At 65.5% G+C, this 24,253-nt stretch carries 15 protein-coding genes; 8 read left to right on the plus strand and 7 right to left on the minus strand.

The window, feature by feature from the left end; all coding sequences use genetic code 11:
- Positions 1-213 precede the first annotated feature (213 nt).
- A complete protein-coding gene (locus tag RYL44_RS02135) occupies positions 214-975 on the plus strand; it encodes an ABC transporter ATP-binding protein (RefSeq protein ID WP_314974938.1) in 762 nt (253 codons plus the stop codon).
- A gap of 128 nt (positions 976-1,103) precedes the next feature.
- The gene (locus RYL44_RS02140; protein WP_314974939.1) at positions 1,104-3,635 is read left to right on the plus strand and encodes an FtsX-like permease family protein; all 2,532 of its coding nucleotides are present in this window, start codon (positions 1,104-1,106) and stop codon (positions 3,633-3,635) included.
- A gap of 232 nt (positions 3,636-3,867) precedes the next feature.
- Here RYL44_RS02140 and RYL44_RS02145 read toward each other — a convergent pair whose 3' ends face one another.
- Both RYL44_RS02145 and RYL44_RS02150 read right to left on the minus strand, forming a co-directional pair.
- A complete protein-coding gene (locus RYL44_RS02145; RefSeq protein ID WP_314974940.1) occupies positions 3,868-6,867 on the minus strand; it encodes a prealbumin-like fold domain-containing protein in 3,000 nt (999 codons plus the stop codon).
- Positions 6,868-7,281: 414 nt separating this feature from the next.
- Positions 7,282-9,045, minus strand: a complete 1,764-nt coding sequence (locus RYL44_RS02150; protein ID WP_314974941.1) for an L-serine ammonia-lyase, iron-sulfur-dependent, subunit alpha — start codon at positions 9,043-9,045, stop codon at positions 7,282-7,284.
- A gap of 458 nt (positions 9,046-9,503) precedes the next feature.
- Here RYL44_RS02150 and RYL44_RS02155 point away from each other — a divergent pair, with 458 nt between their 5' ends.
- The 5 genes from RYL44_RS02155 to RYL44_RS02175 all read left to right on the plus strand — a co-directional run bounded on the left by RYL44_RS02155 (position 9,504) and on the right by RYL44_RS02175 (position 17,667).
- The gene (locus tag RYL44_RS02155; protein ID WP_314974942.1) at positions 9,504-12,566 is read left to right on the plus strand and encodes a SpaA isopeptide-forming pilin-related protein; all 3,063 of its coding nucleotides are present in this window, start codon (positions 9,504-9,506) and stop codon (positions 12,564-12,566) included.
- 82 nt (positions 12,567-12,648) lie between these two features.
- Positions 12,649-14,271 carry a SpaH/EbpB family LPXTG-anchored major pilin gene (locus tag RYL44_RS02160; RefSeq protein WP_314974943.1) on the plus strand — a complete coding sequence of 541 codons (1,623 nt, stop codon included), beginning with the start codon at positions 12,649-12,651 and terminating at the stop codon, positions 14,269-14,271.
- A gap of 138 nt (positions 14,272-14,409) precedes the next feature.
- Positions 14,410-15,573: a class C sortase gene (locus tag RYL44_RS02165; protein ID WP_314974944.1), complete on the plus strand. Its 1,164-nt coding sequence runs from the start codon at positions 14,410-14,412 to the stop codon at positions 15,571-15,573.
- A gap of 685 nt (positions 15,574-16,258) precedes the next feature.
- Positions 16,259-17,002 (plus strand): 5'-methylthioadenosine/S-adenosylhomocysteine nucleosidase, encoded by a 744-nt coding sequence (gene mtnN, locus RYL44_RS02170; protein WP_314974945.1) that lies wholly within the window; start codon positions 16,259-16,261, stop codon positions 17,000-17,002.
- 161 nt (positions 17,003-17,163) lie between these two features.
- Positions 17,164-17,667 (plus strand): low molecular weight protein-tyrosine-phosphatase, encoded by a 504-nt coding sequence (locus RYL44_RS02175; RefSeq protein WP_314974946.1) that lies wholly within the window; start codon positions 17,164-17,166, stop codon positions 17,665-17,667.
- Positions 17,668-17,821: 154 nt separating this feature from the next.
- Here RYL44_RS02175 and RYL44_RS02180 read toward each other — a convergent pair whose 3' ends face one another.
- A complete protein-coding gene (locus tag RYL44_RS02180) occupies positions 17,822-18,772 on the minus strand; it encodes an endonuclease domain-containing protein (RefSeq protein ID WP_314974947.1) in 951 nt (316 codons plus the stop codon).
- Between the two features lie 496 nt (positions 18,773-19,268).
- On the opposite strand from RYL44_RS02180, the gene RYL44_RS02185 reads away from it, so the two are divergent.
- Positions 19,269-20,048 carry a hypothetical protein gene (locus RYL44_RS02185; protein WP_314974948.1) on the plus strand — a complete coding sequence of 260 codons (780 nt, stop codon included), beginning with the start codon at positions 19,269-19,271 and terminating at the stop codon, positions 20,046-20,048.
- A 449-nt stretch (positions 20,049-20,497) separates the two neighbouring features.
- Here RYL44_RS02185 and RYL44_RS02190 read toward each other — a convergent pair whose 3' ends face one another.
- From RYL44_RS02190 to RYL44_RS02205, 4 genes are all read right to left on the minus strand, one after another.
- Positions 20,498-21,835, minus strand: coding sequence for a cytochrome c biogenesis protein/redoxin (locus RYL44_RS02190; RefSeq protein ID WP_314974949.1), 1,338 nt, complete (start codon positions 21,833-21,835; stop codon positions 20,498-20,500).
- Positions 21,836-22,062: 227 nt separating this feature from the next.
- The gene (locus RYL44_RS02195; protein WP_314974950.1) at positions 22,063-22,716 is read right to left on the minus strand and encodes an AAA family ATPase; all 654 of its coding nucleotides are present in this window, start codon (positions 22,714-22,716) and stop codon (positions 22,063-22,065) included.
- Positions 22,713-23,246: a phosphoribosyltransferase gene (locus RYL44_RS02200; RefSeq protein ID WP_314974951.1), complete on the minus strand. Its 534-nt coding sequence runs from the start codon at positions 23,244-23,246 to the stop codon at positions 22,713-22,715. Before RYL44_RS02200 ends, RYL44_RS02195 begins: the two co-directional genes overlap by 4 nt.
- A gap of 387 nt (positions 23,247-23,633) precedes the next feature.
- Entirely contained in the window at positions 23,634-24,149 is a 516-nt protein-coding gene (locus tag RYL44_RS02205) for a SprT-like domain-containing protein (RefSeq protein ID WP_314974952.1), read from the minus strand.
- Positions 24,150-24,253 lie beyond the last annotated feature (104 nt).

The raw sequence follows: 24,253 nt of genomic DNA on the forward strand, positions 1-24,253 counted from the left end.
GAATTGCAACGTTTCTGGGCTTTGTTGAAAGTTCATGCAATCGAATTACGTGCGACTTTTGTGGTGGGGAGATGTGTCGTGGCCCTGCAGGCCACTCCGTAGGGACCACGGAACACCGCGGAGCGAACCCCGAGGCCACCCAGGGTGGCCTCGGGGGCGAATCAGGGGAAACCTCCGTAGCGGTGACGCGCGCCGCAGGCGCACGATGGATGCATGAACACGAACACAACAATCACGGCCCCTGCGGCCGCACAGGCCCCGGCCTCGTCCATCGTCCGACTCCAGGGCGTCTCCAAGATCTACGGAAGCGGCGACGCGCAGGTGCGCGCCCTCGACGACGTGAGCGTCGGCTTCGGCGCCGGCGAATTCACCGCCATCATGGGCCCCTCCGGCTCCGGCAAGTCCACGATGATGCACATCCTCGCCGGCCTCGACGCCCCCACCTCCGGGCACGTCTTCGTCGAAGACACCGACATCACCGCCCTGAAAGACACTGCGCTGACCAAGCTGCGCCGCGACCGCATCGGCTTCGTGTTCCAGTCCTTCAACCTGGTGCCCACCCTGGACGCGCGCGCCAACATCCTCCTGCCCATGCGCCTGGCAGGCAAAGCCCCCGAGAAGGAATGGTTCGACCTCATCGTTGGCTCCCTGGGCATCGCGAACCGCCTGAGCCACCGCCCGTCCGAAATGTCCGGCGGCCAGCAGCAGCGCGTCGCCGTCGCCCGAGCCCTCATGAGCCGCCCCGCCGTCATCGTCGCCGACGAGCCCACCGGCAACCTCGACTCCCACTCCACCGACGAGGTCATGGACCTGCTGCGCCGCGCCGTCGACGAACTCAGCCAGAGCGTCATCATGGTCACCCACGACACCTCCACCGCCGCCTACGCGGACCGCGTCCTCGTGTGCCGAGACGGCCGCATCGTCTCCGACCTGCGCGACATCACCGCCGACACTCTGACCTCCGCACTCCGATGAACAAGCGTGCCGTCCGAGGAACCCACGTGCGCGCCACCAAGCGCGTACCCGCACGACAGCGCTCCTGCGAGAGTGCGCATATTCCAAACGGACAAGGCTCGTGTCCCCACACTCCCAAGGCTCACCTCATGTCTGCAACAAACTCGCTCCTGAGCGCCAACCTGCGCTCCCACGGCCGCCGTTACATCTCCACGGGCCTGGCCGTCGCCATCTCTACGGCTTTCATCGTCATCACCCTCATCGTCATGACGGCGATGACCTCGGGCCTGACCTCTAGCGTCTACAGTCAGTACCGCGGCGGCACGATAGTGGTCTCCCAAAACGACGACGCCCCCGAAGGCGCCATCGAGAACGCCGAAAAGACCCTGAGTGCAACCAGCGGCGTCACCGCCATCAAGCACATGGCCCAGTGGCCCGCTGACGCCCAGACCGACGCGACGCGCGCCGGCCTGTATGTGTCGCCGCTGGCCCCCAAGCCCTTTGCCGACCTCGACCTGAGCGCCGGAACCGCCCCGACCGCCGACGATCAGATCACCATCCCGGAGCACACGGCCTCGGCCCTCTCGCTGAAGGTCGGCGACACCGTCCGCGTGCGAGCCGGATTCGCCGAGGGTGACTACCGCACCCTCACGATCGTCGGCACCACGCGCTCGAACACGATCAGCATGGGCGTGCCCGCCAGCTACGTGACCGACGGCGGCTTTTCTGCGATCTTTGGAACGACCGCCTCCGGGAAGTTCATCGTCGCGACGTCCGGGGTTGATACGGACAGCAACGAAAACCCTCCCAGCGCCACCCAGGACGAGTGGGTGGCAACAGCAAACTCCGCGCTCAGCGGCATCTCGGGCGTGAGCGTGACCAGCGTGCACCAGGCGATCCAGGACGACCTGGCCCAGGCGCGACTGGGGGCATCCATGACGATGGGAATCATGCTGATCTTCCCGGCGATCGCGGCGCTCGTGGCCTCTATCGTCGTCTCCTCGACATTCCGCGTGGTACTCACGCAGCGCACCCGCGAACTGGCGCTGCTGCGCACGCTGGGAGCAACCAGGCGACAGGTCCGCTCGCTCGTGACCCGCGAGGCCCTCGCGATCGGAGCGATCTCGTCCGCGATTGGCGTCGCGGCCGGCTGGCTGATTGGCGCGCTCGCGGAGGCGGGCACCGGCCTGTCCTCTAGTGTCGTCGCGGCGCTGGCGGGGGCCTCCATCTGGCAGCTGGGCCTCACGTGGGTGGGTGCCACCCTGTTCACGACCCTGGTCGGCGTCTTCCCGGCCCGCGCCGCCTCCCGCGTCGCGCCCGTCGCCGCCCTCGCCCCCGTGAACGAGGCCGGGGCCGCCGCCCGCAAGAAGCACACCGTCCGCTTCATCATCGGCGCGCTCATCGCGGCGGCAGGATGCGGAGCTGTGGCCCTCGCATGGCGCTCGAGCGGCGGCACGAAATTCCTCGGGGCTTTCGGCGGGTCGCTCCTGGCCCTCCTGGGCGCGCTGCTCGTCGCCTCCGTGCTGCTGCCCGCCCTCACCCGCGCGTTCGGCTCGGCCTTCCCAGGCACCCTGTCCGCCATGGCCCGCGAGAACACGATGCGCAACCCCGGCCGCACCTCCGCGACCGGCACCGCGATCATCATCGGCGTGACCCTCGTCGTCACCATCATGGTCGGCGCCGCATCCGTGCGCACCACCCTCACCAACGCCGTGAACGACGCGCGCCCCTTCGACCTCATGGCGGTGTCCACAGATGGGGCGCTCACCGACGACCAGCAGGCCGCCATCGCGGCCACCGACGGCGTCGCCGCCACCGTCGCCCAGTACTCCGCCCCCGGCACCCTGACGACCACCTCGGGCGTGCCCGCCTACGCCCCCGGTGAGGGAAGCGACGAGGGGGACGAGGCCCCGGCCTCGTCGGTCATGATCACCGGGGAACCCGACTACACGGGCGTCACCCACTCGACCGTCAAGCAGATGGGCGACGGCCAGGTGCGTGTCGGCGACGAGGCCCTGGCCGGGCAGACGCTGCGCCTGTGCGCCGAGTCGTGCGTGGACCTGAGCGCCACCTACGACAAGAAGGGCAGCGTCGGGGAGGCCCAGGTCTCCGAGAAGACCCTGCGATCCATCGCGTCCTCGCCCGAGCGTCAGGCAATCATCATCAAGATGGCCGACGGGGCCGACGCCGAGACCGTCCAGGCCGCGCTGCTCAAGGACTCGCACCTGAGTGTCAACGGCTCCGCGCTGGAGCGCCAGACGTACACGAAGATCATCGACCGGCTGATGCTCGTCCTCGTCGGGCTGCTGGGCGTGTCCGTCCTGGTGTCGCTGGTGGGCGTGGCCAACACGCTGTCCCTGTCGGTCGCCGAACGCACCCGCGAGAACGGGCTGCTGCGGGCCCTCGGCCTGACGCGACGCCAGATGAAGGGCCTCCTCGCCCTCGAGGCGCTGTTCCTGTCACTGACGGGTGCACTCATCGGCGTCGGCATGGGCGTCGCCTTCGGGTGGGTCGGCGTCATGAGCCTGCCTGTCGAGGGAGCCACTCCCGTGCTGAGCGTGCCGTGGCTGCAGCTGGCCGGCGTGTGCGTCGTCGCCATCGTGTCCGCGCTGATCGCGTCCTGGCTGCCCGGCCGCCGGGCCGCGAAGGTCAGCCCCTCGGAGGCGCTGGCGACGGAATGATCGCCGGTTGACTGCGGTCGCAAGACTGGGCGATGAGCAACGGGTGGGGAGGTGCGAAGCTCCCCACCCGTTTGCGACACTGCGCGACCGGTTTGGCCCGGCCTCGCTTGGCCACCGTGCGCTACGGGTACCCCGGGCGTGGCGGCCCGGGATCGCCGTGCGCTCCGGGTACCCCGGGCGTGGCGGCTCCGGGATTGCGGGGTGCGGCAGGTACCCCGGGGGACGCCGGGCGTCAGGCGCGCGTGCGGGCCGCGCGGCGGGTTGCCAGCGCGGAGGCAAGCAGGGCTGCCGCGAGCGCCACGTACGGGTACAGTCCCAGGCCGCCGGATTTGGGCAGGGTCGGCATTTCCGTGTCAACGACGATGATTGAGGCCTGGTAGTGGCCGTCAACGATCATGCCCTGTGAGTTCGGCGAGTTGTTATCGAAGTCGGAGTTATAGGACTGGACGGCGGCTTTCGCCCACCGCAATGGGTTGCTCATTTCGGCACCCATCGACACGTTTGTTCCGGAGCCGTCGGGGTACCTGGAGGTGAGCGTGAAGGGGATCGGCTGGGGGAGCAGGGAGTGTCCGGCGGGTGCCTTCGTTTCGACGAGCCAGTACTGCTTGCCCATTTCCAGGGTGGTGATCTTCCAGTAGTAGGGCGAGTAGCCGACGTTGGTTGAATTCAGCGAAACGATGGGTGTGGCGGAAGCGCTCACGCGCGGGTCTACGTCGTAGATCGCGAATTCGGAGCCGGACAGTGGGTAGAGTCCGTTGCCTTGATCGTCTATGTACTCGTTGCTGATTTCAGGCCACTGGAGGTTCGTGTACTGGTGGCCGGCTTTCGCGATGACGAGCGTGTGGACGGGGACGGAGCCGCAGGCTTTGTTGTTGGCCGCGCCGTCGATGTCGCGGTTGGCGGCGACGGAGAGATCGGCGTACATGCCGTACCCGCTGGTGGGTGTGCCGCCGACGTTTCGACACATGTAGTTGGAGATGGTGACGCCTGCGGCCTCGGAGCGGGTGACGTTGACGCGTACCCAGTATTCGCGTGTGGTGTTGGCGGGCAGTGGTTCGGAACCGGTGATCGTGTAGCGTCCTCCGACTGCGGATACGGGTGTGCCCAAGTCGAGGGCGTCTTGGCTGGAGCCGATCATGACGGAGTTGATGGTCAGGCCGTAGGCGAAGTTTGGCACGAATTGGACGGTGCCCGTGTCGCTGTTGAGGGTTCCCTTGTTGGACGCGGTGATTTTGTAGTCGACGTCGAAGGTGAGTGCGCCCGTCAGGCCGCCGTTGGTGGCGACCGTGTTTTGGAAGCTGACGGATGCGTGGCGTGAGTGGTTCGTGTAGGTGCAGTCGATCATTTGGGCGGCTGCGCTGTGTGCGGCGCCCACGCCCGCGAAGTTGATGGATTTGGTGGCTTTGTTGATGGTGACGTCCACGTCGTCGCCCTCGCCGTTGACGCAGGTGATGTCCGTCAGTTCCCATTGTTCGGTGGGGTCGTCTGTGCTGGTCATGCCTGTTTCGGTGACGGTGAAGTCTGAGTGTCCGACGAGGAACGCCTGGTACGAGGCCATGGATCCCTTGTTGGCTGCGCCCACCCCGGTGGGGGTGATCGTCTGGCTGAGGGAGCCGTTGCCGACCCATCCGGATACTGTGCTTCCGTTTGAGGTTGTGGACGAGGCCGTGGCGCCGGTGGATGCGTCGATGGTGTCCTGGGTGGCGGTGGAGGTGAAGGTGGCGGAGGGTTGGGTGGTGTAGGTGCGTCCGTCGTCGGTGGTGATGACTTTGTGGATGCGCACGTAGCGTTCCTGGTTGATGGTGGCGTACAGGCACGCGAAGGTCATGTTGAGTTCTTGCGTGCTCATGGACGTGACGGGGGTGGAGCCGGCCGGGGGCGCGGCGGGGCACGAAGCGCTGCGACCGTTGTTTGTGAATCCCCAGATGGTCATGCGGTAGCGCACGCCGTTCTTTTCCCACACGGTGTCGGGCAGCGTGGAGGTTGAGATGGAGACGGTGTCGTTCGAGGCTGGGGTGCGCAGCGAGATGTCGACGGCGTCCGGCCAGTCGCTTTCGGCGCGTTGCGCGGCCGTCCAGCCCAGGGTCTGGTTGATGTGGCCCTGCTGTCCCTTGTTGTAGAGGTCGTAGTTTCCGTTTCCGACGCCGACGTTTTGGGCGCACACGGTCCGTCCTGTCAGCCATTGGTCGGAGTCGCGTCCGTCCGGGTTGTACAGGCGCGCGGGTCCCGTGAATTTGCCGTGGATCCTACGGCGGCTGCCATTGGCGGCCACCGATCCGTCAGGGTTGGTGTCGCACACGGAGTTGGCAACGATGGTGTAGGCACCGCCCGCGCGCGGAACGACCGTGGTTTGTGTGTCGTCCTGCGTCTCGGTGATGTCCCACGGGACGATGCCCTGCATGGCGAAGCCGTCGCCTTGGATGCGCAGGTTCAGGTTGCCGTGGAAGTAGCGCTGCGGGCCCACATCGGTCAGCGTTTTCTGGTTCCCGCCCGTGCCTCGTTCCAGGTTGTTGAAAATCGGGAGGTTGTTGTTGCGCAGCGTGCCCAGCAGGAATGGCTGTCCGGCCGCGACCGTGCCCGGCGTGGCCGGCTGGAAGCCCACCGCCGTCTGTTTCCACGGCGCGATCTTGCCCTGGACTGTCGTTTCGTTGTTGTAGAAGATAACGCCGTTCTCCTCCGGGTTTTCGCCCCACGGCAACGAGCGCGTCGTGTAACTCCAGTAGCCCTGCGACGCCAGGGAGGACTCCAACCACTGGGCGCGCTTCCAGCCTGTCCCCTCCTGCATGGATCCGCCCGGCCATGGACCCCACTGATTCAGGGGTTTCACCCAGCCGTCGCGCGACCACATGTTCGCCTTGTAGGTCTCCATGAAGGCGTATTGGAAGACCGAGTTCTTCGTATCTTCGACCGTGCCGTAGTAGACCAGGCGGCGGAAGTTCTTGTCCTGCATGGCGGTTTGGTCGGTCAGGGCGATGCCGGGGTAGGTGCGTTGGGTGGGCGAATTGTTGACGACGGAGTCCGAGAAGATCGAGGCGACGTTGCTGATCGTGAACGTGTCGGACCCGGCGGGTTCCTGTGCGGCGTTCGCGGGTTCGGTGTTGAGCGGTGCGGTGAGGCAGACGCCGCCGAGCATGAATGCGGCGGTGGCGGTGCAGGCGATTTTTCGGAGCAGCGTGTTGGCCTGCGACTTGGCGTGGGTCGTGCGCCGAGTGAAGGCTGTCAACAGTCGCATGTGTACTCCGTGTGTCCCGTGGCGTGCGTGATGGGGTGGGGCGGGTTTCGTTCCCGGTTAGTTATCGTCAAACTAATTCGTGAGAATGCTACCCGCGGACGGGTGCGATCGCAAGCGTTTGTCATAACATCACAGTTTGCAAGGATGTGTCAGGATACTAAAATGGCGGAAATGCAATAAATTATCGAAGTTGATCTGAAATCTATACTCGATGGTAAATGCTTGACAGTTCGTGTGACCGGATGGTCTACAAGGGTGAGTGTGGAGCCTTGTTGCAGCGTCGCATGGGCTATTGGTCCTATGGCGTGGGTGCGGGTGGCTGGTCGCCCAGAGTTTGCCGAGGACGGGGAGTGGCGGACACACTTGCGCAACCGGCAATTGGACCTCTTCGCACGTGTAGGCGGGAGTAGCGCCTCAGCATTCGACGACGTTGACGGCCAGGCCGCCCTCCGACGTCTCCTTGTACTTCGACAGCATGTCGTTGCCGGTCTGGCGCATCGTCTCGATGACGACGTCCAGGCTCACCATGTGCCGCCCGTCGCCCCACAGCGCCATGCGCGCCGCGTTGATCGCCTTGACGGCCGCGATCGCGTTGCGCTCGATGCACGGCACCTGCACGAGGCCCGCCACCGGGTCGCACGTGAGCCCCAGCGAGTGTTCCATCGCGATCTCCGCGGCGTTCTCCACCTGCTGCGGGGTGCCACCCAGCGCTTGAGCTAGGCCGGCGGCCGCCATCGCCGAGGCCGACCCGACCTCGCCCTGGCAGCCGACCTCCGCGCCCGCGATGGACGCGTTCGTCTTGATGAGCGCGCCGATCGCCGTGGCGGCCAGTAGGAAGTCGTGCACGAGAGTACGGCGCCGCGCCTGGCACTTTTCGATGGACGAGGCCGGGGCCTCGTGGCAGGAATCCGTGTCCTCCGCGGGGGTGGGAGTGTCCGAGGAGAGGGGCGGCGTCATGCGAATGTGGCGCAGCGGCGCGCGCGCCCCGTCCTGCGTTGCCGGGCCTGTCGCCACGCCCGGCATTGAGCCGGTTTCCGGGCAGTGCGTCACCAGGTAGCCCAGGACCGCCGGGATGACGCCGGCAGCGCCGTTCGTCGGCGCGGTCACCACGCGGTGTCCCGCCGCGTTCTCTTCGTTGACGGCCAGGGCAAAGAGGTTCACCCAGTCCATCGCGCGCATGGGGTCGGCGGTCGTCGACGCCCACGCCGCGGACCCCGAGCGGTGAGCGCCGGAGCCGGCCCCGGCCTCGTCTGTGGAGTCGCCGGAGGATGCGGGGGTGCCCGTCAGGCGCTGCGCGAGCTTGCCCGCCAGCGCGCGGGCGCGGCGCGGCACGTCGAGGCCGCCCGGCAGGATGCCCGCCGCCGACGTGCCCGCGTCCACGCAGTCGAACATCGTGTCGGCGATGCGATCCAGGTAGGCGTTGAGGGTGTCGCGCGGGCGCACTGCCTCCTCGTTGGCGCGCACTAACTCGGCGACGCTCAGGCCCGATGCCTGGCATTGGGCGAGCAGTTGCGCGCTAGAGGCGAACGGGTGTGGTGCGGGAACGTCGATGCCGACGCCGGCCTGGCTGGATGCGAGTGAGGAAACTTCGGGGTGAAGCGGGTCGTCGTTCGTCTGCAGCATGACGAAGCCGCCGCCTACCGAATAATAGGTGCGCTCCAGTTTGACGGCACCGTCCTCGCCGGTGGCTGTGATCGTCAGCGCGTTCACGTGATAGGGCAGGACCGTGCGTGGGATGAAACGGATGTCCTCGGCGATGCTCAGGGGCACGCGCGTGTCCGAGGGCAGCGTGAGGGTACCCGTGCTCGCCAGCGTTGGGAGGATCGCCTCCACCGTGTGGATGTCCACCGTCTCCGGGTCGTAGCCGGCCAGGCCCAGCAGCACCGCGCGGTCGGTCGAGTGCCCGCGGCCCGTCGCGCCGAGCGACCCGAATAGGTCGATCGTGATGCGCGAGGGCGGGGTGAGCGCCGTCAGCTCCGTCGTGAAGGCCAGGCCTGCGCGCATCGGGCCCACCGTGTGCGACGAGGAGGGTCCGATCCCGATGCGGAACATGTCGAAGACCGACAGGGGGTGCGGCGCGTCGTGCGCGGCGACCTCGCCGGAGACGATGGCGGCGGGCGTGGGGCGCGTCGGCTCGTAGGCGGTGACGGGCACGAGGGTGACGGGGCGTCGATCCATGCGCCCTATTGTGCAGCTGTGTGGGGGTGGGCGCGTGACGAGGCCGGGGCGGGGTGGGTGGTCGCTGTGGTCACCTTGGTCGTGAGGTTGTGGTGAGAGTCTCCATTGTCAAAGTGGCCTGCGTTGATGCACCTCGCAGAGTCTTACCAGGCAAGTGTGAAGAGCTGCAATAAGGCAATTTTTGGTTACTTGCCATCCGTTAAAAATATTCAAAACGTGAGCATGGTCATCTAGTCGGTAACTAGACGTAATGCTATATAATCGTGAAATGTCGTAGAAAGGAGACTTGACTGTTTGTCTGTAACTTATTGCATACCATGGTTGGTCAGATTCCGTTTGATTTTTCGAGTAACCATGGCGTAGCCTAAGGGGCATCAAGGTTTTGGAACAACCGCCCCGCGAGCAATACTGAACAGCTCGACCAATGCGACAGGGGCAGCCCGTCAAGGAGAGAGACTATGAGAAAGAGCCAGCCGCGAGCCGGACACGTGCGCCACGAGCGCCGGGGTTCCTTTGCCCGCGCCATCGCCGCGCTGACCGCTATGGTCAGTGTTACGGGCGTGTTGGTCACCTCTCAGCTCACGCCCCAGGAGGCGCACGCCGCCCAGGAGCCCGCCGCCACCGGCATTGAGGTTGGTGCCGTCCGCGCCATCATGGGAAAGGGCATCGTGAATGCGTCCCCGACCGACACGACCACCAGCTACCCCAACAACTACATTCGCTACGGCATCGTGCACGGCATGTCGGATACGCCTTTCTCTCGCGCTGGCATTAACAGCGGTAAGCCGATTACTAACAACCAGCCGATCACTACCTACCTCGGTGGCACGTTCGCCAAGAACAACGATCTGTGGACCTACATCACCCGCGGTCATCCCTGGAAGTGGGACACGCAGGGAGGTACACCGACGGCTGGCACCAGCGAAGCGTGGATGAATGACCACGGCAAGATGTGGGACAACGGCGGTGACGCCAGGCTGTGGGCGAACGGCCAGAGCGCCATCGGCTTCAAGCCGAACGACCCGGGCACCGTCCAGCCGGGCCAGACCTTCCTGCTCGGCGCGATCCGCCACAACAACCTGCCTATCCGCGGCGGCACAGACATTCAGCCTTACCTGCATTCGAGCCTGAGCATCACCCTGCCGGACCTGATTGGCAGCACGCCTGAAGAATTCCCCTTCGTCAACCAGGAAACCTACAACACGCTCTCTTCGACGATCATCTACCGCAAGGGTGGTGCCTACATCAAGCACCCCGGCATCGGAGGAACCGGAACGTGCCGTACTGACTTTGGTGTGAATGGTAAGTCCGCCACTGACGCCCCGTTCGCAGCGTCAGGCTTTAGCAACATGCGCGACGCCGTCATGGATCAGGGGATCTACTACGGCACGCCGCACTGGGTGACTGACCCCGCGAACGGCCAGCAGGTCTTCATTGGCACCGCCTATGAGCCGGATCCGATCGACTCCTCCGACCGCTCGAAGGGCTACGTCAACAAGCCCGAGAGCCAGTCGGGACGCTACTACTGCGTCAAGTACGTGGGCGAGGGAAACGGCGACTACGACCTGTACAGCCAGTATTACAACAAGGGTGCCGAACAGCCTTTCAACCAGATTACCGGCAAGAGTGTTACCCCCATTTACTGGCCAGGTGCCAAGGGAAACGTCAACGAGAACCCCTACGTGTGGGATAACGTGAAGCTGCAGAAGACGACGTCGGATCAGACCTTCACGAAGAATGGCCGCACCTACCGCCTGCAGCTGTGGGGCTTCGTCCCCGCGACGAACGCGGTTAACTTCCTGACCCCGGACAACTTCAACTCCATTCCAACCGCTGACTGCCCGGCGACGCCTCCGGCGGACGCCAAGCGCACCGACACCTTCATCACGCAGGAGCTCTCGGTCAACTACGGCTGCCTCTACGGCGTCATCACCGAGGAGAGAAGCGTGCGCATCGTGAAGTCCGTCGAGGACCCCTCGGGCGCCAACCCGACGATCCCCGCCGCCAACTTCGCGGTGACCACCGGCTCCACCTGGGCGGACAACACGAGCCGCACCCCGGCCACCACCGGCACCGTGACCGTCACGAAGCCCACGGCCTCGTCCGCCCCTGCCAAGACCTCGTACATCTCCGCAGCCGACCCGGTCGCGTCGCTGACCCCCACCGGCTTCGGTGAGGCTAACGCCAAGTACGACTCGACGTTCATCCCCTTCGAGGTCGGCAACTCCGACTTCACCATCACGGAGAAGGACATCACCACCGGCGGCGAGGACAAGTGGAACCTCAAGGACATCCAATGCGTCAACGGCATCGGTGAAGAGGTCGCCGTGACCCGCACCGAGCGCGGCGTCAACTTCAAGAACGTCGGCGGCGCAGCGTCCAACGAGGCGGCCCCCATCACCTGTACGTTCGTGAACGAATACCAGGCTCCCAAGCTGCGCGTTGAGAAGTCCATCGTGACGAACGGCGGCGCCAATGGCGCCACGAGCTTCAACGTGGACTACAAGATCGTCGCCACCAACGACGGCACGCTGGCCGCCAACACCGGCAAGCTCACCGACAAGCCCGACTTCGCCAAGGGCCTGGAAATCCAGTCCGCGAAGATCGCCGAAACCCAGGCTGGCCTGGACTCCGCGTCCAACGCCACCGCCACCGGCGGCGTCTACACGCTGACCGACGGCGTCGAGCTGGCTCCCGGTGCCACCAAGGAATACTGGATCCGCTTCGCGGTCACCCGTAACCCCGCGGCCGCCGGCTACAACGAGGCCGACCTGGCCTGCTCGATCAACGGTAACAACGTCCCGGCCGCCGGCCACGGCCTCTTCAACGAGGTCCTAGCGCAGAGCGGCAAGGACACCGACGGCACGAACAACAACAAGGCCTGCGGCCCCACCGTCCCCCACGACTTCGTGATCGTGAAGGCCGGCACGCAGAACACGGGCACCACGTTCGCCGACCCGACGAACCAGTACACCTACGGCGACAACAACGACGCGATGTACCCCCTCAAGGGCGCAGAGTTCGCAATCTACAACGCCAACCCCAACACGGACGCTCACGCCACCGTGGTCAAGACCCTGACCCAGGCCACCGCGACCGACGGATACTACTGGAGCGTCAACGACCTGAACATCGACACCGCCTACTGGCTGGTCGAAACCAAGGCCCCCGCGGGACACTCGCTCCTGCCCCGGCCCTTCAAGTTCACCCTCAAATCCGCCCGAGCCGACGGCTCCGGAACGACGGTTGAGCTTGCATCCGACCTGAACAACACCTCCCAGTGGGCAAAGGGCGCCGTCCAAGCCTTCTCCTCCGAACTGAACATCAGCTCTGAGGAGCAAGGCTTCATGGTCGGCAGCACCCGCAAGGCCACCCTGGTCGTCAAGGACACCGAGGTTGGCGAGCTGCCCAAAGCCGGCAGCACCGGAATCTACCCCTACATCGGCGTCGCAGCGGCGCTCATGTCCGGGGCGATGGTGATGACCGTGGTCACCACCAAGAGGCGCAAGGCACTCGCCTGAGCCACCCATGAGGTCCCGTGACCACGGTGACCCACCATCAAGAAAAACTCCCGAAATCACACACACAGGAGAAAGAAAACCTATGAGCACCACGAAGACCCGCCGCAGCCTGAGCCTGCTCGCAGCCTTCGCCGTCGCCGCCGGCGCGCTGGCACTGCCCGCCGCCACCTCCGCGACGCAGGCTGCCCCCGCCTTCGGCCTCGCTGCCACCGTCGAGCGCGCCCCGTCGCTGGTCGACCTCGACACCAACAAGACCGGCTCGATCACCATCCACAAGCTGGTCAAGGACGCCACCAACGGCACCACCGCTGGCAACGGCCTCGAGGACCCCACCGCGACCGGTAATCCGCTGCCGGGCGCGCACTTCCAAATTAGGAAGCTCACCAACATCGACCTCACCACGCAGGCCGGCTGGGAGAAGCTCATCAGCTACAACGGCGACGTTTCTGCCGCTGAGAACGACGGCACCGACGCCCCCCAGGAACAGACCACCGGCGCGGACGGCAAGGCTGTGTTCCCCAGCGTGGGAATTGGTGCCTACATCGTGGAAGAAACCGTCACGCCCCCCGGCTACGTCGGCTCCAAGGCCTTCATCATGACGGTGCCCATGACGCACCCGACCGACCTCAACAAGTGGATCTACGACGTCCACGCCTACCCGAAGAACACCAAGGCAGGCCTGGAGAAGACCGTCAACGACACCGACACCCCCGCCGTCGGCTCCCCGATCTCCTACACCATCAAGTCCGACGTGCCCGGAGTCGACACCCTCGACTACTACGACGTCGTCGACCAGTACGACAAGCGCGTGCAGCTGCCCGAGGCCAACGTCACGCTGAAGCTCATCAACGGCAAGACCGGCGACGTCACCCTGACCAAGGACGTCGACTACAAGCTGATCGCCGCCGACGCCCCAGACGGCAAGACCAAGTTCTGGACCGCCGAGTTCACCCAGGCCGGTCGCAAGAAGCTGATCGACAACCGCAAGGACGACACCACCAAGGTCCAGATGGACCTGTCGGGCACCGTCAACGAACCGGTCGGCACCGACGGCATCTACAAGAACACCGGTTACCTGCTGCCCAGCGCCCCCTCCAACGGCTGGACCCCCAACTCCGGCACCGTTCCCCCGCCGGGAACCCCCAAGTCCGAAGTTGAGTCCAAGTTCGGCAAGGTGAAGATCACCAAGACCTCCGCCAAAGCCAAGCCCGACGGCAGCTTCGACAAGCTCTCGGGCGCCAAGTTCGCGGTCTACAAGTGCACGCCTCAGTCCACCCCCACCGCGAACTTCGACTCCGTTGACGCGACCCTCGACAAGAAGCTAACCGTCAACGGCGCCACCGAATTCACCACCGGCACCGACGGCACCGTCACCATCGACGGCCTGCGCAACAACGACTGGGAGAACAACGAAGCCGTCACCAACCCCGGCTGGTACTGCCTCGTTGAGACCCAGGCCCCCGACGGCTACGAACTCCAGACCCGCCCGATCGCCTTCCAGATCCTGCAGTCCAACTCCAAGGCCGACAACCAGTACACCCTCGCGACAACCGTCAAGGACGTCCCCAAGAACGGCGGCTTCAACCTGCCCGTCACCGGTGCAGCCGGCATCGGCGTCCTCATCGGAGCTGGCACCCTCCTCGTGGGCGGCGCCGGCGCGATCGCCCTGGCCAACAAGCGCCGCAAGGACCAGGCCGACTCCTGACCCTCGCTAGCTAGCAACACACAGGGGGGTGTGGACCCGCAGGTCCACACCCCCCACGCGCTACCCACACCCCGCCCACAGCGGAACTACCCTGTCACCAGACAAACCACCACGGCCTCGGCAACGAACGGAGAAAGCGTGAGCACCCAAACGCCCAACCACAAGAAGACCCCCCTCAAACGGCGTCTCCTCACCATCGCGCCCCCCATCCTGCTGCTGGCCGGCATCCTGGTCCTCCTCTACCCCGTCTTCGCGACCCAATACAACAACTACCGCCAAGAAACCATCGCCTCCCAATTCAGCGCTGTCGCGCAGGACGCCGGCCCCGACGCCGTCGCCGAAAACCTACGCCGCGCCGACGAATACAACGCCACCGCCGCCGAATCACCCATCCTCGACCCCTGGCTGGACGCCCAACGCCCCGACACAGCGCCCTACCAGGAATACCTCAGCCAACTCAACCTCAACGACGTCATGGCCACCATCAAAATCCCCGCCATCAACGTCAACCTACCCATCTACCACGGCACCGAAAGCGCGACCCTCGACAAAGGCATCGGCCACCTCTTCGGCACCGCCCTACCCGTCGGCGGCGACTCAACACACACCGTCCTCACCGGACACACCGGCCTCGGCACCGCCACCATGTTCGACCAGCTCACCAGCCTCAAAGAAGGCGACGTCTTCTACATCGAAGTCCCCGGACGCCACCTCAAATACCAGGTCACCGACATCCGCGTCGTCCTGCCCAACGAAACCGAAACCCTCAACAAAGTCGAAGGCAAAGACCTGGCCACCCTCATCACCTGCACCCCCTACGGCATCAACACCCACCGACTCCTAGTCACCGGCGAACGCGTCCCCATGGACGAAGCCACCGCCGCCGCAGAAGCAGCCCAAGTCAAGGGCGCCGTCCTCAAACCCTGGATGATCGCCATCCTCATCGCCGTCGCCATCATCCTCCTGATCTCCGCCATCATCTGGGCGCGCTCACGCACGCGCAGGGAGCCCCAGTCAGTTGAAGGCGGTGCCGGCGCGCTCGCACCCGCTGATCCCGGGGACGAGACCGTGGCCCAGTCCGCCGCCGAGCCCGGTGTTTCTGCTGGGGCAGGCGCCACGCCCGCTGGCACCTCGCCCGAAGCGCCCGATTCCCCCGGTGCCCCCGACGCGGTCGCGGCTGACCCAGGCGCCGCGCCCACCCCCGACCTGCTGGCTGACGCCGAGAAAATCTCTGACGAGGAGATCGACGCAGGCCGGAGCGCAGCCCTGAAGAAAATACTAGAGGAGCGCGGCAAACAGTAAGCGGGCGGGCCCCCGGCCCCGACCCGGCCCCGGCCTCGTCCCGGCCCCGGCCCTGTGGTTCCTCAACAATGTCGCACGTAATTCCCCTGCGCGTATTTCAGACTTTGAAATTGCGTCGTTGGAATTGCAACGTTTGTGGGCTATGTCCAAAAATGACCGTGTTAAATTACGTGCGACTTTAGGGGGGCCCAGGAAAGGGGCCGCCCCCACGCGGCCCCGCGCGGGGCGCGCGCGACCCGGCCCTGTCCCGGCCCCGTGGTTCCTCAACAATGTCGCACGTAATTCCCCTGTGCGTATTTCAGACTTTGAAATTGCGTCGTTGGAATTGCAACGTTTGTGGGCTATGTCCAAAAATGACCGTGTTAAATTACGTGCGACTTTAGGGGGGCCCAGGAAAGGGGCCGCCCCCACGCGGCCCCGCGCGGGGCGCGCGCGACCCGGCCCTGTCCCGGCCCCGTGGTTCCTCAACAATGTCGCACGTAATTCCCCTGTGCGTATTTCAGACTTTGAAATTGCGTCGTTGGAATTGCAACGTTTGTGGGCTATGTCCAAAAATGACCGTGTTAAATTACGTGCGACTTTAGGGGTGCCCAGGAAAGCGGGCCCGACAAACCTGCCACGGCCTCGTCCATGCACCCCCCACGCGGGGCGCGCGCGACCCGTCCTCGTCCCCTACCATGGACGCATGAACCTCGCCTTCCCCGCACACCCCCGCGTCGACGCCATCATCCAAGCCGCCATGGACATGGAGGCCGCGCCCCTCCTCCACGCGCTCACGCCCATCGGCGACGACGAAACCCCTCAGGCCGTCCTAGTCGGCACCATGAAAACCCAACGATTCGCGCTCGGCCTCCTCGACGGACGCACCGTCCTGGTCGTCACCTCCGGCATCGGACTGGCCAACGCCGCTTCCGCCACCGCGCGCGCCCTCACCCTCGTCGACGCTCCCATCGTCATCGCCGCCGGCACCACCGGCGGGCTCGCCGCCGACATCAACGTCGGCGACATCGCCGCCGGCACCAGCGCCATCTACGGGCAAGCCGACGCCACCGCCTTCGGCTACGCCATGGGCCAAGTCCCCCAGATGCCCGTCGACTACGCCTCCTCCGAGGCCGCCGTCGCGCGGCTCGCCCAGCTGCCCGAGCTCATCGCCCACACCGTGCGCGCCGGCGGCATCGTCTCCTCCGACTCCTTCTGCACCGAAGCCAACGTCGGCCCCATGCGCGAACGCTTCCCCGACGCCATCGGCGCCGACATGGAAACCTGCGCGATGGCCCAAGTCTGCTGGTCCTCCGGCATCGACTGGATTTCTCTGCGCGCCGTTTCCGACCTGTGCGGGCCCACCGCCGACCAAGCCTTCCACATGGACGGCCCCCGCGCCGCCGCCCACAGCGCCGCCGCCGTCCGCGCCTACCTGACGCTCCTCTGAGGCCGCCCGCGGCACCGCTTCCCCGCAGCGTGCGCCTACTGCGCGCCCCTGCGCGGCACGGTCTGACGCCGCGGCGCCCTGCGACCCGGAGCCACGCGCTCGCCCCTGCGGCGTCGGCCCCGGCCTCGTGCCTGTCTGCCCGCCCCCGAACGGAACCGACCATGACCCCCACCCGCGTCCTGATGGTGTGCACCGGCAACATCTGCCGCTCCACAATGGCCCACGCGATCCTCGACCAGGCCGCCGCGCGCGCCGGCGTGGACATCGTCGTCGACAGCGCCGGCGTCTCCGACGAGGAAGCCGGAAACCCCATCGACCGCCGCGCCGCCCGCGTCCTGCGCGACGCCGGGTACGCCGTGCCAGACCATCGCGCGCGCCAGATCCGCGCCGGGGAGCTGGGGGAGTGGGACCTGATCCTCGCCATGACCTCGCGGCACCTGAGCGTCCTGGAGCGCCTCGCCGATCGGACGGGGGTTGAGCACGAGGGCGCGCCCACATCCCCTTCCGATCTGGTCCAGGGGCCGCGCATCTGCCTGTACCGCGACCTCGATCCCGAGGGCAGCGGCGACGTGCCCGACCCGTGGTACGGCGGCCACCAGGACTTCCTGGACACCCTGGAGGTCATAGAGCGAGTCACGCCGGTCATCCTCGACCTGGCTCGCTGAGCGCGCTTCCCCCACCTAATGTCGCACGTAATTCCAAAACGGTAAGTTTTGGAGTCCTCTGAAAACCGCGGAATATCAACGATGTGGATTCAAAGGTTGAAATAGCGGTGGGGGAATTACGTGCGACATTTTTGGGTAAGCGCGGTGTGTGGCGTCAAGATGCTCGTCCGAGGCCGAGGATCGGCAGATAGAGTCCGCCCAAGATCTGCAGGAAACCGATGTTTTTCGCGGCGCACTCGTGAATCTCCCCTCCTTCCGCGTGCGACACGAGGCCTCGGACCGCCTTCACCGATTCGGGGACCTCCCGCGCGAAATCTCCATTCATGACGTCGTCATAGGTGAAACGCAGGACCACGTACCCGCGCCGGAGAAGTTCGCGGTCGCGCTTGAGGTCCTTCTCGCGCTGCTCCTTCGATGAGTGGAAGGCCCACCCATCCACCTCGATGACGATGAAACCGAGGATGATCATGTCGACCTCGCCGACCCCCTCGATCCAGACTCCGACCTGCGGTGTCAGCCCCATGTCGATCAGTTGCAAGCGGGCAACGGTTTCGAGGATCGAGCGGGCGTGGTCAGTCGACAGGCCGATTGCCTCGCGCAAATGGGGAACTCTGCTGCCAGAAATCGGCAGTGTGAGGGTCGATATGTCGTACAAGCCGCGGTTGCGCGCGGCATCAAGCATCGGCAGCGAGACCTTGAGCGGCATGCAGACGAGCACACGCTCCAGCACCGTGCCGATACTGGCCACGTGTGTGCGCCTCTCTTCCTCGCTCATGATCTGTTCCCTATGGATGCATACGTCGTCGAAGCGGCGTAGTTTCGACGCGTGCATTCCTCGGTTATACGCAACCGACAGGTGGGTCTTCTGTGGGCGTTCCTCCAGCAGAAGGGGTAGCCCGTATATCTGGGCGGCACTCACGCACGAGAGGCTGGCGTTGTAGACGAAGGCTCGGACCTGGTCCAGCGTGAAGCTGTGCCTGTCGTAGATCCAGCCCCGATAGTGTCCGATGGATTGCGGCAGCATTGCCGGTGTGAGCTCCGCGTGGTGCAGATTCGATAGTTTCGTGATTCCATGGCGTTTACGTAGCTCTTCGTTGAGGTCCATGCTCATATTGTGCATCTTTATAACAGTTCATACGTGTAGTTTGAGAAATCTGTGGATAACTCAGAGATTTCGCACGTAATTCTAAAGTGGTAAATTTTGGGGTCCCCTGAAAACCGCGGAATTTCAACGGTGTGGATTCAAAAGTTGAAATAGCGGTGGGGGAATTACGTGCGACATTTTTAGGTAACTGAGGGTGTGGAGGGTGTGTGCGCGAGGCCTGGTGTGCGCGAGGCCTGGCGTGCGGTTCGAGAGAGGCGCGTTGTCAAGCGTGTCTTGCCAACGGAACGAGATTGTATGTTGCTCGCGTCACGGACTATGGTGAGGCTGGCATGTTGGTCAGCTGCACGGTCTGTGGGTTGCGCGGAGTCCAACAAGACCTTGTTGGCATGTCGCACCAGGTGCCAACGCGCGAGTATCGGTCGCGCACGACGGCACCGGTGAGCGGTCACGCGCCACAGGCGATTGCATGCGCACACAGCACGAACTAAGGACGCATATGAACGCACTGAAAAGAGTTGCACGTGGTGAGCGGACGACAATCGTCGTCATTGCACTTGTCGCAGCCGTCGCCCTTGTCCTGGGTGTGGGTGGCTTCTTCATGGCACGCACGTTCCTGAATAGCGCGGACTCGGGAACCACGGCCTCGAACGCGAGCTCCGATTCAAACGGAGGAATGAGTGGCGACGTCACGTCCGGTGAAGCGTCACAGGCGCCCGACACCGCGCCGCAGTCTGAGGCGGCTGCTCCCACCCCGGAGGCCACGGCCTCGAGCATGCCCCCGTGTGAGGACGGCACCTCTGCGCCCGACGGAACCTGCCTGCACCCAGCATCGGTTCAGTGGCTCGACGACCTTCTGCCCGACCCGTCCACCGTTGATCGCAAGGATGCTGACGCGGTGTGCTCCGCCTACGTCATCACCAATCAAACGTGGGACGCGTCGCGCGACGTCACGGACGCGTTCGCGTCCATCCGCGCGAGCGTCTACGAAACGCCCGAGCTGCAGCGTAATCACACGCCGACCCCCGAGCTGGTGAAGGGGCAGGGTGAGTTCCTGCCGCTGGTGCCAAATCGCTCCCACACGACTGTCACGATTGAGAACATCGGCGTCGAAGGCAGGGAATCGACCCGCCGCGAAGGTAATGAGTGGGTGAGGCTCGTCAGCTTCACGCGCTCCTACGCGGACGGCTCGCACGAGCCGGTCCACGAGCTGGTGTTCCTGACCCTCGTCGAGCAGGAGGATGGCACCTGGGCTGTCGGTAACGCCGAGTGGCACTGATCGGCGCGAGGCGCGTGGGACATGGATCTGTGCGGCTGATATACCGTGTGTCCGCCATGCTCGGCGGCCCTCGAAAGTCGCATGCAATTCCTTCCCGGGGTCTTTGATGGACCCTGCCAAAACCGCATGATTTCAACGATCTGATTTCAAATGTTGAAATAGTGGTGGGGGAATTGCATGCGACATTTTTGGGTAACTAGTGATCAGGGTGGAAGGGTGGGGCGGAATCGCGGGGCGGAAGACCGTGTGGAGGGGCGACGAACGAGGCCGGTATGAATGCGACGAGCCGCCCCGCGGTAGCCGCCCGTGTGCCGTCGCGAGGCCTCGGCCCCCCGAGAGGGTGGCTGCCCGTGTGCCGTCGCGAGGCCTCGGCCCCCCGAGAGGGTAGCCGCCCGTGTGCCGTCGCGAGGCCTCGGCCGCCTCAGTCGGATCCCCTCAGTCGGGCCGACTCAGTCGGGCAGGGACGCCCCCGCCTCGGTGAGGAGGGCGCGAATCTGCTCCTCGACGCCAGCGGTGCCGCGGCCGACCGAGCGCAGCTGCCCGTCCGCGCCCGCGATGTAGTGCGTGGGCCACGCGGACGCGCCATACGTCTGGAAGTCCGTCAGCTCCGGATCCAAGGCGACCGGATACGTGATGCCCAGGCGCGACACAGCGTCGGACACAACCGAGGGGTCGCGTTCGTAGGCCTGCTGGGGCGAATGCACTCCGATCACGACCAGGCCGTAGTCCTTGTACTTCTCGTATATGCGTTCCAGCTCGGGAATCTCACGCTGGCAGTTCGTGCACGAACTCGACCAGAAGTCCACGAGAGTCACCGTTCCGGTCGGCTGACCGAGCGCATTAATCCACTCGGTGGAGGTGAGCGCCGGCAGGGTCCCGCAGTCCTTCCCGGTGCCTCGGGCGCATTGGGCGAAGTCGCCGCGCGCCTCGACCTCCTGCTCGGGGTCGCAGGCGCCGGTGTCGCAAGCCTCGTCGTCGCCGGTCTGCAGTGAGGCCGTGTAGTCCGGGATGATCCGCTGCAGCGTCGCGGGGGCGTCGGTCGCGATGCCGATCGCGAGTGCGATCATGGAGACGCCGGCGGCGATACGCAAGGGCCGCTGGCGGGACTTCAAGAAGCTCGCTGCCGCTCCTGAACCCGCCATAGCGACGGCCAGCAGTGGGATCGACAGGCCCACCGCGAAGGAGAGCGCTAGGCCCGCGATGCGCCACGTGAACTGGCCGTTGTTCGAGGCGACGATGACCGAGGTGAGGACGGGCCCCGCGCAGGGCACGAACGCAGCGCCGAGCACCAGGCCAAGGCCGAAGCCCGCACCGTCACTCGTTGTGCGCGGCGCGATGCGCGCGAAGGGGCGCTCCAGGATTTCCATGACCTTGGGGACGATCATGCCGACGCCAACGGCTACCAGCGCCACGATGCCGGCCCAGCGGATCGCGGTGTGCGGCAGGTGGAGGAGGGTCAGTAGCGCCGAGCCCGCGACCGTGATCGCCATGAACGAGGTAACGAGACCGGCGACGATCAGCAGGGGCCGGCGCGCGACGCTCGGCGAGTCGTCGGCGGTCTTGCGCGCGGCGACGGCTGGGGTGCCGCCTCCCCCGAGGGAAACGCCCGGCGCGACGCGGAAAAGTCCGGGGTTCACGGTGTTGGTGTCGCCTGAGGACGAGGCCGTGGCAGCGTTCGCGGTCTCCTTTGCGCCGGCCGCGCCGAGGAAGAGGACGGGGAGAACGGGGAGGATGCACGGGGAGATGCCCGTGACGAGGCCGCCGAGCAAGCCAAGCAAGAGGAACATAGGTTCACCTTACTTGGAAGTGGTTGAAAATGCGCGCAACATGGTGCCTGAAGGTGTGAAAACCCTGAGGCTTGGGTTGGTATTAATTACCCGACACCCAAAAGTCGCACGTAATTCCCTCCCGAGAATTTCAAACTTTGAAATTGGGCCGTTGAAATCATGCGACTTTCGGCCGTACTCTAAAACTGACCCGGGGGAATTACGTGCGACATGTTGGGGCGCGGGGACTACAGCGACACGATTAAGTCCGCGCGGGCTTTCGTGCGCTCCACGAGCGTCATGTTCGCCGCGTCTACCGTGCGCACCCAGTGAGCCGCGTCCGAGCGGTCGCGACCAAAACTGACGTGCCGGTCGATGAGGCGAGAGGCTAGTTCCTCGAACGGCGTATCAATGTAGGCGAGCAAGTCGATGAGTCCGCGCACGTCCGCCCACCCCGGCAACTCCAACCCCAGATAGTTGCCCTCTGTGATGACGACGCCGTCGACCTCGACGGGCAGGGAGGCGGCGACGGGTTCATGCAGGTCGCGACGGTAGTCGGGGGCGAGCACCACGCCGTCCGCGCGGCGCACCCGCCCGAGGAGGGCCACGTACCCGCCCACGTCGAAGGTGTCGGGCGCGCCCTTGTGGTCAGCCAATCCGCGTGCGGCTAGCAAGGCATTTGACATGTGAAAGCCATCCATGGGAGCCATGCCCGCGACAGCGAGGCCCGCCTCAGGGAGGGCGTTGGCCAGTTCCGCAGCGATCGTGCTCTTCCCAGTCCCAGGCGGACCCGTCAACCCGAGCACGCGCACAGGGTGACCGGCGCGTGCACGCGCGGCCACGGCCTCGACGATGCGCTTCGTGATCGACGAGGCCTGGGTGTCCACCTGCTCCTCGCTCACGGCTGGATGACGGGCAGGGTTGACCAGGGGAAGTTAATCCACTTATCGGTGAGGTGCCACACGTAGTCCGGCTCAATAATGGAGACAGGCTTCTTGTAGATGACGGCGCTGCGGGCATCGACGCGGATGGAGGAGGAGCCGTCCAGCGACAGGCCGTGCTCATCGATGAGGTCCATGACCATCTTCAGGGTCTTGCCGGAGTCCGCGACATCGTCGACGACGAGGACGCGTTTGCCGTCCATCGCGGAGACGTCCATGAGTGGGGGAAGGAGGATGGGTTCGGTGAGTGTTTCGCCGATGCCGGAATAGAATTCGACGTTCATGGTGCCGATCGCTTTGACGTCCATCGCGTAGGCGATCGCGCCCGCGGGGATGAGGCCGCCGCGCGCGATCGCGACGATCAGGTCCGGGATCCACTCGGAGGCAACGATCTGTCGCGTGAGTTCGCGGGATGCGTCGCCGAAGCCCTGCCAGGTGAGGACTTCGCGGTCGGGTGCGGTGCTGGCGTCGGGGCTGGCGATGGTACCCATGGCTTCCTTCTCTCGGGGGTTGTTGGGAATAAGGGTATCGCCGTCGGGTGGGTGTGTGCTTGCGTTTAGGCTTGTGGGGGCTTGTGACGTGGGCAGATGCACGCGGCCGTGGCCGGGTCCGAGGCCGGGTCCGAGGCCGGGTCCGAGGCCGGAGCTGAGGCCGGGTCCGAGGCCGGAGCTGGGAGTCCCCTCCCCAAAATTCGCACGTAATTTAACTTGGTCAGGTTTTGAGTATGGCTCAAAACGTTGCAATTCCAACGGCCAGATTTCAAAGTTTGAAAGAGTGGTGGGGGAATTACGTGCGACATTTTTGGGTAACCGGCACCATGCTCGGACTCCGTTGGCGGCGGCGCTAGCCGGGGAGCCGGCGGCGGGCAGGCGGCGGCGCTAGCCGGGGAGTCGGCGGCGGAGCGCGGCGAGCTCGCGCTCGTAGACGCGACCGGGCGAGGCCGCCTTCCCCCGGTGCTCCCACGTGAGGATCAGCGCCGGGTCGAAAGCACGCGAGCAGACCCCGCACGAGGAGACGCGCCGCGGCGCGCGGTAGAGGCGACGCTTGGCGCCGCAGCGCGGGCACGTGCCCACCCAGGGCGCGTCCGGGGTGGGCAGGGAGGAGGACAGTCGCGCGGAGTCAGGCGCGCCGAGGGCGCGTGCGGCCCTCTTCCACGCGGCGTCGTGCCCGTGGGCGGGGCCGACGAGGGCGTGGGCGATCTCGTGCAGGATGACGCCCCGGATCGTGGTCGCGTCGTACAGGTCGGTGAGCGGTCCGGACAGGCTGATTGTGCGTGTGGAGTGCGTGCACGCCCCGGCCCGCCGCTTGGCGTGGTCGAAGCGGAAACGCCAGTCGGTCAACCCCGAGGCGTCCATGAGGGAGCGGGCGAGGGCGCGCGCCTCTTCCCGCTTCATCGCGCCCCCACGAGCGCTCCGAGCGCTCCGAGCACGCCGAGCGGGCGCCTCGTGGCGAGTTCGCCCAGGAGAGAGGCGCACAAGGAGGCGCGCAGCTTGTCCCG

Source organism: Actinomyces bouchesdurhonensis, assembly GCF_963540955.1.
Lineage (GTDB): Bacteria > Actinomycetota > Actinomycetes > Actinomycetales > Actinomycetaceae > Pauljensenia > Pauljensenia bouchesdurhonensis.